Origin of the sequence: Lapidilactobacillus dextrinicus DSM 20335, assembly GCF_001436095.1 — a bacterium.
Classification (GTDB): Bacteria; Bacillota; Bacilli; order Lactobacillales; family Lactobacillaceae; genus Lapidilactobacillus; species Lapidilactobacillus dextrinicus.
Genome location: NZ_AYYK01000017.1, coordinates 15,279 through 28,137 on the forward strand (window position 1 = coordinate 15,279; position 12,859 = coordinate 28,137).

9 protein-coding genes are annotated in these 12,859 nt (G+C 43.0%); 1 reads left to right on the forward strand and 8 read right to left on the reverse strand.

Annotation, left to right across the window (positions count from 1 at the left end):
• Positions 1-163: 163 nt before the first annotated feature.
• Complete coding sequence (locus FC84_RS07365) at positions 164-997, forward strand: mechanosensitive ion channel family protein (protein ID WP_057757331.1); 834 nt, start codon at positions 164-166, stop codon at positions 995-997.
• Between the two features lie 735 nt (positions 998-1,732).
• Here FC84_RS07365 and purB read toward each other — a convergent pair.
• The 8 genes from purB to purL are packed head-to-tail and all read right to left on the reverse strand — an operon-like array spanning position 1,733 to position 12,816.
• On the reverse strand, positions 1,733-3,028 hold the full coding sequence (gene purB / locus FC84_RS07370) for an adenylosuccinate lyase (RefSeq protein WP_057757333.1): 1,296 nt from the start codon (positions 3,026-3,028) through the stop codon (positions 1,733-1,735).
• Between the two features lie 46 nt (positions 3,029-3,074).
• On the reverse strand, positions 3,075-4,736 hold the full coding sequence (locus tag FC84_RS07375) for a formate--tetrahydrofolate ligase (protein WP_057757335.1): 1,662 nt from the start codon (positions 4,734-4,736) through the stop codon (positions 3,075-3,077).
• Positions 4,726-5,982, reverse strand: coding sequence for a phosphoribosylamine--glycine ligase (gene purD / locus FC84_RS07380; protein ID WP_057757337.1), 1,257 nt, complete (start codon positions 5,980-5,982; stop codon positions 4,726-4,728). Before purD ends, FC84_RS07375 begins: the two co-directional genes overlap by 11 nt.
• Positions 5,983-5,992: 10 nt before the next feature.
• Entirely contained in the window at positions 5,993-7,519 is a 1,527-nt protein-coding gene (gene purH / locus FC84_RS07385; protein ID WP_057757339.1) for a bifunctional phosphoribosylaminoimidazolecarboxamide formyltransferase/IMP cyclohydrolase, read from the reverse strand.
• A complete protein-coding gene (purN, locus tag FC84_RS07390; RefSeq protein WP_057757341.1) occupies positions 7,516-8,100 on the reverse strand; it encodes a phosphoribosylglycinamide formyltransferase in 585 nt (194 codons plus the stop codon). Before purN ends, purH begins: the two co-directional genes overlap by 4 nt.
• Complete coding sequence (purM, locus tag FC84_RS07395) at positions 8,094-9,140, reverse strand: phosphoribosylformylglycinamidine cyclo-ligase (RefSeq protein WP_057757343.1); 1,047 nt, start codon at positions 9,138-9,140, stop codon at positions 8,094-8,096. Before purM ends, purN begins: the two co-directional genes overlap by 7 nt.
• 11 nt (positions 9,141-9,151) lie before the next feature.
• Positions 9,152-10,624 carry an amidophosphoribosyltransferase gene (purF, locus tag FC84_RS07400; RefSeq protein ID WP_083479585.1) on the reverse strand — a complete coding sequence of 491 codons (1,473 nt, stop codon included), beginning with the start codon at positions 10,622-10,624 and terminating at the stop codon, positions 9,152-9,154.
• Entirely contained in the window at positions 10,606-12,816 is a 2,211-nt protein-coding gene (purL, locus tag FC84_RS07405) for a phosphoribosylformylglycinamidine synthase subunit PurL (RefSeq protein ID WP_057757436.1), read from the reverse strand. The genes purF and purL overlap by 19 nt, the downstream gene beginning before the upstream one ends.
• Between the last annotated feature and the right edge of the window lie 43 nt (positions 12,817-12,859).

The following is a 12,859-nucleotide window of genomic DNA, read 5'->3' on the forward strand; positions in this document are numbered from 1 at the left end:
ACCTCCTTAATAAATCTAAACTTACTTAATAAGAATAACACCAAGACGGGTCTGGGGCAATTGATAAATGAAGGCGTTCCCTTTTATAAAAGTTCAGGAATTTTTTTATTTACGGCTAAAATTTGATACACTAATGATAAAGATGAAAAGGAGTTCTGCTATTTTGATAATTGCTACCGTTTTTGATCAATTCGATTGGAGCAAAATTGGCGCGGACATCTTAAGTAAAACCATCGAAATCATTCTGATCTCGTTGCTGTTTTACGTTTTAAATATTCTCGGCCAAAAGCTGATCAATCAAACCACTGAACATTACTTAAATAAAGAAAATACTGCTAATAATCGAATTTCAACCATTCACTCGCTATTAAAAAATGCACTCTTCTATACGTTGTTGATTTTTTATATTTATACGATTTTAACTGTCTTCGGTGTGCCTGTAGGAACGCTAATTGCTAGTGCCGGCATTGCAAGTTTAGCAATTGGCCTTGGTGCTCAAGGATTTGTTAATGACATCGTGACTGGGTTCTTTATTTTAGTTGAGCAGCAATTTGAAGTTGGTGATTTGGTCACAATTAGTGAGATTAACGGAACCGTTACCGCTATGGGGCTGCGAACAACCCAAGTACGTTCTTCCGATGGGACACTGCATTATATTCCTAATCGTAATATTTCGATTGTCGCTAACTTCTCGCGTGGACATCGCCAGCAAATGATCAACCTACGAATTAAATCAGATACAAATATTGCCGAATTGGAACAGGTATTGCAACAAGTTAATGAGCAGCTTTATAAAACAACCGACGAATTGTTGGCTTTACCAGAATTACTTGGCGTTAATGTTCAGCCTAACGGTAGTTTGGTCTATCAAATTAAAATCAATCCTAAGCAAGGCTCAGAAATTGCCATGCAACGGCTATTAATTAGTCACTATCTCCCTGACTTGAAAAAAGTGGGCATTACCTTACCGACAAATACCCTTAATTTGCAGGGTTAATTATTATACTCAGCTATTGTCTACTTCGCGCTTCCGCAAAAGTTCTGAGTGAAATATTGTAGGTATCGTGGCGGCAAAGCAATACTCGCCGCTGGAGCGTAGTGGATGTCGATTTGAGCCGACTAAAAAACAAATCGTCTCAAATAAACGCTTTAATGTAAGTAATAAATTACTAACATTTTCACTATTGAACGGTATCGTTACCATTCACGCTTGGCAAAGTTTTGAATGAATCGAGTCGATAACGTGGCGGTGAAAAAATATTTAGCACTGGAACGCCGTGGGCAACGACTTTAAGCCAAATAGAAAGCAATTTGTCTTAAAGCTCGACCTTGTTGTAAGTGCTAAAGCACCAACAACAATTTCACCGCTGAGCGCTATTTTTTCACCGCCACTTAATTAACGAGTACAAACTTTGCGCGTTCTGATAAGCAAGTAGTTTCAAAGTATTCCAATCTTTTGAAATCTAAAACTGCAGTCAAATTCTACCAGCTCTCGTTACACAGTGCCGAGGCGGAATCGCGGTCAGCTGTAAAGTTCTCGTTAGCAATTTATTGCTTACGAGAAGGGTGAGCTTGACAACAATCTTCGATTGATTTCAAGTCGAGCCCATAGCATTCCACCAGCGCGTTTCGCGGAGGCACGAAGAATAGCAACTTCAAGTAACCTCAACATCAAAAAAGTCTCCTAAAAATCCGTAGTTGGATTTTTAGGAGACTTTTCATTTACATCTATTTACAGCAAACCGACACGTTGAAAAATATCGTCAACATGTTGCAGGTGATAATGGTAGTCAAATGCATCTGCGATTTCCGCAGTGCTTAAATATTTCCCAATCTCTTGATTATCTTCAACCAGCTGCTTAAAGGACTGTTGGTGATCCCAAGCCTGTGCTGTTAACGGTTGAACTAAATCATAAGCCGCTTCTCGACTCAAGCCTTGATCAATCAACTTCAATAAAACACGTTGGCTGTAGATCAAACCATGCGTTAAATTCATATTTTGCAGCATTCGTTCCGGAAAAACGTCTAAATTGCTCAGGATATTATTAAAACGGTGTAGCATATAATCCAACAACGTTGTTCCTTCTGGCAAAATAATGCGTTCAGCTGATGAATGCGAGATGTCCCGTTCATGCCATAAGGTGACATCTTCATAGGCGGTTGTCACCAGTCCACGTAGCGTTCGAGCTAATCCGGTAATATTTTCCGAACCAATTGGATTGCGTTTATGGGGCATCGCTGAGGAACCTTTTTGACCAGTAGCAAAGTGTTCTTCAACCTCATGAATTTCAGTTCGTTGTAAATTTCGAATTTCGGTGGCAAAGTTCTCTAAACTCGTGCCAATCAAAGCTAACGTGGCCAAATAATCGGCATGTAAATCCCGTGGCAAAACTTGGCTGGCAATTTCCTGCGCGTGAATACCAAATTTCTGACAGACATAGGCTTCAACCCGCGGGTCAATATTAGCAAAAGTACCAACGGCTCCAGAAATTTTACCAGTTTCAATTTGATCGGCCACGTGATTAAAACGAACTAAATTTCGTTGCATTTCTGAATACCAGCGCGCTAACTTCAAACCAAAAGTTGTTGGTTCAGCATGTACACCATGGGTTCGCCCCATCATAACCGTATCTTTATAACGCAGGGCCTGCGTTTTTAAGGTAGCAATTAAGGTTTCAATATCTGCACGCAACAAATTATTAGCAGCTTTTAAACGTAGGGCCTGCGCCGTATCAACTAAATCAGTACTGGTCATGCCATAATGAATCCAACGTTTCTCAGGACCTAAATATTCAGAGACATTACGGGTAAAAGCAACGACATCGTGATGAGTTACTTGTTCCAATTCAGCAATTTCAGCATCATTAAACTTAACATTTTGTTGTAGTGCCAAAATATCTTCATCAGAAATCACACCTAATTCATGCCAAGCTTCATCAATGGCTAACTCGACTTCTAACCAGGATTGATACTGACTGTGTAAACTCCAAATTTCCTTCATTGGTTCTCTGCTATATCGTTCAAGCATCTGCCATTCTCCATTCTATTTAATTGGGTTGTAAGAGATACTAACGTTAGAATAATCCGGTAATTTTACCGGTTGAATCAACTTTGATCTGTTCTGCTGCCGGGTGTTTCGGCAACCCCGGCATGGTCAAAATTTTTCCCGTCAGCGCTACTAAAAATCCAGCGCCTAATTTGGGGACGAACTCACGGACATGAATTTTGAAATCAGTTGGTGCTGCTAATTTCTTAGGATCATCAGATAAGGAATATTGCGTCTTAGCCACAATAATCGGCAGTTGGGCCCAACCCAATTCCTGAAAGGTTTGTAATTGTCGCTTAGCTTTAGCGGTTAAAGTAACGCCGCTCCCACCATAAATCACTTGAACGATTTGCGTTAACTTTTCAACTGGGGTTGCTGTCGGTAGATACAACGGTTGAAACTCAGCTGGTTCAGTCGCGGCTTGTAAGACGATGCGCGCTAAATCAGTTGCTCCTTGACCCCCGTGACCCCAAACATCAGCTACCGCAACTTTAAGTTGTTGAACTGCCACAAAATCAGTCACTACTTTTAACTCTGCGTCTGTATCTGTTGCAAACTGATTAACAGCGACCACGACAGGTACGCCATAACGTTTCATACTGAAAATATGTTGCTCTAAATTAGCCAGGCCAGCAGTTAAAGCAGGAATATTTTCAGCAGTTAAATTATTTTTGGCCACACCGCCGTGCATCTTCAAAGCACGAACTGTAGCGACAATGACGATCACATTAGGGTGCTGACCTAGCAAAGGCGTCTTCACGTCAAGAAATTTCTCACCACCAAGATCAGCGCCAAAACCAGCTTCAGTGACCACATAATCAGCCAACTTGAGTGCCGTTCGTGTTGCCTGAATTGAATTGGTTCCTTGCGCAATATTGGCGAATGGTCCACCGTGAATCAAAGTTGGTGTATGGCCTAAGGTTTGCACCAAGTTAGGTTGCAGCGCGTCTTTCAATAAAGCGGTGATAGCGCCACCGACTTGTAATTGAGCAACGGTTACAGGCTGTTGATCGTAAGTATACCCAACCACAATGCGATCAATTCGTTCTTGAAGATCAGTTAAATCTGTGGCCAAAGTTAAAATTGCCATTAACTCGGAGGCCGCCGTAATTTCAAAGCCACTTTCGCGCAAGACCCCGTTAGGATGACCACCTACACCAGTGACAATATCGCGTAACTGACGGTCATTAACATCCAGTGCGCGCTTTAATAACACTTGACTAGGATCAATCTGCAACGGATTTCCTTGATAAATACTATTATCAACTAATGCCACTAGGGTGTTCTGAGCCACGGTTAAAGCATGAAAATCACCCGTTAAATGTAAATTGATTTCTTCCATGGGAACCACTTGAGCGTAACCACCGCCCGTTGCCCCACCTTTCATCCCCATAACCGGGCCTAACGATGGTTCTCGTAAAGCCAACATGGTTTTAGCTCCGGTAAGATTTAAGGCGTCGGCCAACCCCACTGCAACCGTTGACTTACCTTCACCAGCTGGCGTGGGATTGATTGAGGTTACCAAAATTAACTGACCGTTTTCCTGTGAATGCTGGTCCGGATCAAAATCAACTTTGGCTTTATGGCGACCGTAAGGAATAATTTCAGCCGCGGTTAAACCGGCTTTTTGGGCAATGTGCTCAATCGGCCAAGCTTCTGTTGTCTGAGCAATTTCCAAATCACTTTTCATAAGTCACCTCACTAATTGTTTGAGCAATGTCGTGGCGATAAGCTAATGGTAGATCAGCTGCTTGTAAAGTTTGATAAATGGTTTGGCGGGCTTCTTTCTTATTTACACCGCTACTGACAACAGTTGCTACGCGGCCACCATGACTTAGTAATGTTTGTTGTCCTTGCGCTGAATGAGTATAGTCAACTAACACGTCAGTTCCTAAATCGGGTAATAAATAGTTGCCACTAACACCCTGAGGATAATCTGGATCTGTCAAAACAACGCCAACAAATGACTTTTCAGTTTGCCACTGCGGGGTTACTTTTTGCCCAGTAACTAAACCACTAATCAAGTCATAAAAATCACTGGTTAATTGCGGTAAAACAACTTGAGTCTCTGGATCGCCCAGACGAACATTATATTCAATTACCTTGGGCCCAGATGCCGTCAACATCACACCAGTATAAAGAACGCCGGAAAATGGCGTGTTCATTTCTTGAAGAGCTGCTAATGTCGGCATCACTAATGTTCGAATGGTCAGTTCAAGTGTAGCTGAATTAATCTCGGGTACTGGGCTATAAGCACCCATGCCACCAGTATTTAACCCTTGGTCATGATCGTAACGTCGCTTATAATCATGAGCCAATGGTGCGTGAACAATTTGGTTGCGACCAACCAAGGAAAAGAGTGAAAATTCAAAACCGCTTAGATATTCTTCAATCACCAACGTCATCTCTTCCTGCCGTTGATAACAAGCCGCTAAAAACTTAGCCGTTTCTTGAGCATCGCGGTGAATGGTAACCCCTTTACCAGCAGCAAGTGCATCAGTTTTGATCACAATAGGATAGCCTAACGCTTGTACGGCAGCCTGAGCAGCGGCTAATGATGTAACTGTCCGCGCTTGGGCAGTCGGGATCTGATGATCTAAAAGAATTTTCTTCATAAAGGCTTTAGAGCCCTCTAATTGAGCCGCAGCTTTTTTAGGGCCAAAGATTAAAAGTCCTGCTGCCGTAAAGGCGTCAACGATGCCGTTGACTAAGGGAACTTCGCCACCAACAAAAGTTAAATCGATTTGATATTTTTGAGCCGCTACAATCAAGGACGAAAAATCTGTCTCGACAATTGGCAGCGTCATGATTCCCTCACGCCGCATGCCATCATTCCCTGGCGCAGCATAGACAGCCATTACTTTGGGACTCTGCTGAAAAGCTCGTGCAATTGCATGCTCACGCGCACCGGAACCAATAATTAAGACTTTTGCCATGATGAACCTCCTAATGTTTGAAGTGACGAACGCCGGTGAAGACTAAGACGACCCCTAACTCATTAGCTTTTTTAATGGAGTCTTGATCACGAATCGAACCACCGGGCTCAACTAGGGCACTAATACCATGTTTAGCCGCGTATTCAACTGAATCAGCCATTGGGAAAAATGCGTCTGAGGCTAAAACAGCGTCAGCAAAACCTGCTTTAGTTTGAGCGTGTTCAATGGCAATCTTAACCGAATCAATCCGGTTCGGCTGACCAGCACCGATACCCAGTGTTTGCCCATCTTGAGCGACGACAATGGCATTAGACTTAACGTATTTAACAGCAGTTTGTGCAAATAGCATAGCCTTTAATTGCTTTTCAGTCGGCTGCTTTTCAGAAACAACCGTTAAATCAGCCAATGATTCTACAGCCAAGTCTCGTTCCTGCATGACAGCGCCACCTAGAACCGAAGTTGTTTCAATATGTTGAGGAATCTCATTGGTGAAGGGCACGGTCAACAAGCGAATGTTCTTTTTCTTAGCTAATTGCGCGTAGGCCTCTGCACTAAAACTTGGCGCGATAATAATCTCTAAGAAGATCTTGCTCATCTTAGTCGCTGTTGCTAAGTCAACCTCCCGATTCAAAGCGACGATGCCACCGAAAATAGAAATATCATCAGCTTCAAACGCTTTGTCCCAAGCAGCTTCAATATCAGTCGCAATCCCAATTCCCGCAGGATTCATATGTTTCACTGTGACCACAGTAGGTTTTTTAAATTCAGCAATGATTCGTAATGCGGCATCAGCGTCACGAATATTGTTGTACGATAATTTCTTGCCGTGCATAATGTTAGCGTTCAAAACTGAATAAGGTTCAGAAATTGGATCACGATAAGCCATGGCAGCTTGTTGAGCATTTTCTCCATAGCGAAGTTTTTCAAATTGTTCATAGGTTTCAGGGAATTCTTCCGTAAAGGCCTCGCCCGTGAAATACTTGGCAATGATCGCGTCATAAGCAGCAGTGTGGCGGAAAACTTTGGCCGCTAACTCACGTCGGAATTCGTATGTATCTGTCTCAGATTGAAGCTTGGTGATGATTGTTTCATAATCAGTTGGGTCGACAACAGCAAGCACATCTTTAAAATTCTTAGCGGCAGAACGAAGCATTGATGGCCCACCAATATCAATTTGTTCAATGGCCTCAGCTGGTGTAACATCACCAGCCATAATCGTTTCTTTAAAGGGATATAAATTAACCACGACCATATCAATCGGTGTGATCTGTTGTTCTTTTAATTGTTGTTGATGTTCTGGCAAATCACGACGAGCAAGAATACCACCGTGAATTTTCGGGTGTAACGTTTTTACCCGACCATCGAACATTTCGGGAAAACCAGTTACACTTTCGACAGATTGAACGGGTAGTCCAGCCTCGTGCAGCAATTGATAAGTACCGCCAGTCGAAATAATCTCATAATCATTGGCCACTAATTCTTTGGCAAAGTTAACAATATTCTCTTTATTGGAAACGCTGATCAATGCTCTTTTCACTTTTCAAAAACTCCCTTTTCAACTAATTTTTTGATGGTAGCTGGATATAATTGATGCTCAACTTGATGAATCTGCGCTTCTAAAGCGGCTAAAGATTCACCTTCGTCAATGGGAACGGCTGCTTGGGCAATGATCTCACCACTATCAACACCAGCATTAACGAAATGAACGGTAACGCCAGTCATTTTAACGCCATAATGATAGGCGTCTTCAATTCCCCTCCGTCCGGGAAAACTGGGCAAAAGAGCTGGGTGTAAATTAATAATCCGTTGGGGATACTGTTGCACAAAATCAGCTGATAAAATCCGCATATAACCAGCTAAAATAATTCCAGCCACTTTGTCAGTAGCTAATTGTGCCAAAATTTTTGCCTCGGCAGCAGCTTTCCCATTTTGATAACTGACCACTAATACCGGTACATTTTCAGCAGCAGCCCGTTGAATCACGGGTGCATTAGCATGATCGACTACCACGCGAACAATTTGAATGGGTAAATTTTGTGTCTTAATTGCTGCCATCAAAGCACTAAAATTAGTGCCAGTACCTGAAGCCATAACCGCTAAACGAGTTGTTTTTACCATGAGAATTCTCCTGTAAACACGACCGCATTCGCTGCTGTTTGTGGCTTAGCCTGCAAATAACCTAATTGATAAATAGGTTGTTGCAATGTCGCGAAATGCTGTAAAACTGCCGGTAAGTTAGTTGGCTTAACCATTAAAATCATGCCCACGCCATTATTAAAGGTCGTCAGCATATCAGCTGTCGTTAGTTGACCCTTTTGCTTCAATAATTTAAAAATTGCCGGAATCTGCCAACTGTTAGTTTGAATAACAGCCTGTAAATCATGACTAAAACTACGCGGCAAATTACCAACGATCCCACCACCAGTAATGTGGCTCATACCAACTAGTAAATGTTGCGCTAATAAATCTTGAACCAATGGATAATACAACGTCGTCGGTGTTAACAAGGCCGTCTGTAATTCTGGTGTTAATTGTTGAAAATCCGTTGCTTCTTTCAGACCCAGTACAGAACGAACTAACGAATAGCCATTAGAATGCAGTCCCGATGATGGTAAGCCCAGCAATAAGTCACCAGCTTGCGCATGGGCAACTGAATTCAAAAGCTGATCTTTTTCAGCAATCCCCACACCAAACGCAGCTAAGTCGTAATGGTGAGCTGCATAAAGTCCAGGCAGTTCAGCCATCTCACCACCAACTAAGGCTGCGCCGACAGCTTGGGTTGCCTGAGCGATCCCCGTCACAATCGTTTTAACAACCTCGGGCCGAATATGATCAACTGCTAAATAATCTTGGAGAAACAATGGCTGCGCACCCTCAGCTACAATATCGTTCATCACCATTGCTACCAAATCTTGGCCGATTGTTTCGTGTCGATTGGCCGCAATCGCCAATAACAGCTTAGTTCCCACACCGTCAGTCCCACTGATTAAAACTGGCTGGCGAAAACCTGCTGGAAGTTCAACAGCGGCACCAAAATTACCTAAGCCACTCAGAACCTGTGGTGTATATGTTGCCTGAACAGCTGCTTTAATTTCTTGAACGGCTGTGTTGCCAGCCTCGATGTTGACACCAGCTTTTGAATAAGCATCTGCTTCCATAGCGCACCTCCTTAATTTGCTGTCAATTCAGGTTCGAATGTGACGATTTTTTGCTCAGCTTCACTTGCTAGTTCAGGATAGTAGTCATAAATTGGTGACGGATAGTGACCGTCAAAATATGCAGTTGTTAATCCCGAGCCACTACCTTCATGAGGTAAATCAATGGCAGCAATTAACCCTGCCGTTGATAAAAAGGCCAATGAGTCTGCACCGATTTCTTGGCACATTTCAGCAACTGAAAGGTGTGCGGCCATTAACTCGTCACTAGTCTGCATATCTACACCATAAAATGATGGGTATTTGAAGGCTGGTGAAGCAATACGCACATGAACTTCAGTGGCACCGGCTTCTTTTAACATGCGGATAATATATTTAGACGTGGTGCCACGGACAATTGAATCATCAACCAATACGACCCGCTGTCCCTTTAAAACTGCAGGAACAACGCTTAATTTCATTCGGACTGCCTGTTCACGTCGTTGTTGGGTTGGTTCAATGAAGGTCCGCGCAATATATTGATTCTTAATCAAACCCATTTCTTGAGGGAGCCCCGCTGCTTCTGCATAGCCTAGTGTGGCCGATGAAGAAGAATTCGGTACTGCCACGACAATATCTGCAGCAGCTGGTGCCTCATAAGCAAGATGTTGCCCCATTCGCTTGCGGGCTTGATGAACATTGACCCCACAAATATCTGAATCAGGCCGTGCAAAGTAAATATATTCCATTGAGTCAATGTCTAAATGCGTCTGAGTCGTGTAGTGATCAATGGTTAACCCTGCATCGTTAATCGTAATCAACTCACCTGGTTTAACATCCCGAACGAATTTAGCATTGACTGCCCGTAACGCAGCACTTTCACTAGCAGCCAGATAAGCACCATTAGGCATTTGACCGATCACAAAGGGGCGAAATCCATGCGGATCCAACGCTGCATAAATCGCATCCGGCGTCATCAGTAGAAAAGCGAAACCACCATGAACTTGATTCAACGCTTCTTTCAATTGTTCAATAAAGGTCGCTTTTTTAGAGCGACGAATCAAGTGCAACAAGACTTCAGTATCTGATGAAGATTGAAAAATTGCTCCCTCATTTTCTAATTGTTGCCGTAAACTTTTCGCATTGGTTAAATTACCATTGTGAGCTAACGCAACTTGATCATCAGCAAAGTCCACCATAAACGGTTGAATATTACGAATGCCACCTGATCCGGCAGTGGCATAACGAACATGGCCAATAGCAGCCTTACCAGTTAAATGAGTAAATTTATTAGGATCCGCAAAAGCGACACTAAGTAATCCTAATCCACGTTCTTGCCACAAACGGCCACCATCATTGGCTACAATTCCGGCCCCTTCTTGACCACGATGCTGCAAAGCGTGCAGACCATAAAAAGTTAAATGAGCCGCATCAGGAACACCCCAAACTCCGAAAATCCCACACTCTTCGTTTAATGATCCCAATGTTGTTATTGATTGAGTTGACATTTAATCGACTCCTCATAAAGCTTTTGTGCGACGGCTTGGTTCACTTTAATCGTTTGATCAGAACCAGTAAGTTCAAGTTTGGTATCAGCCGTCACTTTGCCTAATAAATGTGCCTGTGTTCTTGCCAATAATTCAAAATCAGCTTGATGCTCAGGTCTAACCGTCACGACAAACAAGGATGGTGATTCGGCAAAATACCAACTAGCAGCAAAATCAGCTTGCACTTGACAACCAAATGGTGTTTTAAATGCCATTTCTGCTAGTGTGACCGCTACGCCACCTTCAGCGACATCATGAGCGCTATTAATCAATTGGTCTTCAATGCCCTTCAGAACAAGTTGCTGATGCTGTTTTTCAATATTCAAATCAAGAGATTTCAGTTGACCACTAATTTTCCCCGTGACTAATTTCTGTAGTTCACTGCCGTTAAAATCAGGGCGAACCGTCCCAATCAGATAAATCAAATCATCAGCATTCTTAAAATTGATGGTGGTGGCGTGGTCAATATTTTCTAACAACCCAACCATGCCGATAATTGGGGTTGGATAAATAGCTTGTCCATCAGTTTCGTTATAAAGCGAAACGTTACCCGAAATGATCGGCGTGTTCAACTTTTGTGCCATTTCATTAATACCCGCACATGATTGCGCCAACTCATAATAAATCTCAGGATCATCAGGATCGCCAAAATTCAGACAGTCGGTAATCCCAATTGGTGTTGCCCCAGTTGCCACGATATTTCGGGCCGCCTCAGCAACTGCCAACTGGCCACCAACCTGAGGATTTAAATAAACGTAACGACCATTCACATCCGTCGTCATTGCTAAGACTTTTCTTGTGTTCTTAATTCGAACTAAAGCTGCATCGCCGCCAGGTTTAATCACGGTATCCGTTCGAACGCTACAATCATAATGTTTGAAAATTTCAGCTTTAGAGGCAATCGTACTTTGAGCCAACAAATCTTTAAAGGTTGCCGTAACATCAGTTAGTTCAGGGACAAATTCAGGATCAGCTTCAGCAGTTAAACGCGCTGGAACTTGTTGCTTCTGGTTTTGCTTAGGTGGTGTAATTAAATACTGAACATCGATATTAGCCACTTCAACGCCATCAAAGTCTAGCCGATAACGACCATCAGCTGTTACCTCGCCAATATCAACGGCCGCTAGATCAGCATCTGTAAATAATTGCGCCACTTCAGCGACGTGGTCAGCCTGTACCACCATTAACATTCGTTCCTGTGATTCTGACAACATCAGTTCATAAGGGGTTAAATTAGTTTCTCGTTGCGGTACTTGATTGAGATTCAAGTGAATCCCATTACCAGCTTTACCTGCCATTTCCGCAGAAGATGATACTAACCCAGCGGCGCCCATATCTTGAACGCCAACAATAGCAGCTCCAAAAATATGAATCGCCTTAATAGTCGTGTCCATTAATAACTTTTCTAAGAATGGATCACCCACTTGAACCGCTGAACGATTCTGATCAGTGCTGCTGTCAAAATCACTAGAAGCAAAAGTCGCGCCATGAATACCATCACGACCAGTTTTGGCACCGACATATAAAATTCGATTACCAATTCCTTCTGCTTTTCCCACGTGTAAGTCGGCTTGATTGAGCAGTCCAACGGCCATGGCATTAACAATGGGATTCTGCTGGTAGGTAGCGTCAAACATGACATCGCCGCCCACAGTGGGAATGCCTAATGAATTACCATAATCAGCAATGCCAGATACGATACCGTTTAACAAATGCTTTGTGGTGTTATGATGCAATTCACCAAAGCGTAAACTATCTAAAATCGCAATTGGTTGGGCCCCCATTGAGAAAATGTCGCGAATGATCCCCCCAACCCCAGTAGCCGCTCCTTGATAAGGTTCCACAGCTGAGGGATGATTATGCGATTCAGCTTTAAAAACTACAGCTTGATTGTCGCCAATGTCTAGAACCCCAGCACCTTCACCGGGGCCTTGAACAACGCGCTCATTTTGCGACCAAAACTTTCGTAAGACTGGTTTAGACTTCTTATACGAACAATGTTCCGACCACATTGCTGCAAACAAACCTGTTTCGGTATAGTTGGGTAGGCGATTTAAGTGCTGGCAGATCATTTCGTATTCGTCTTGAGATAATGACCATTGCAGATAAACTTGGCTAGCGCGTACTTCTTCTGGTGTTGGCTCATTACGCATTGCTTCAGGAATTATTGTCACAACTTCAACCCTCACTTATTTG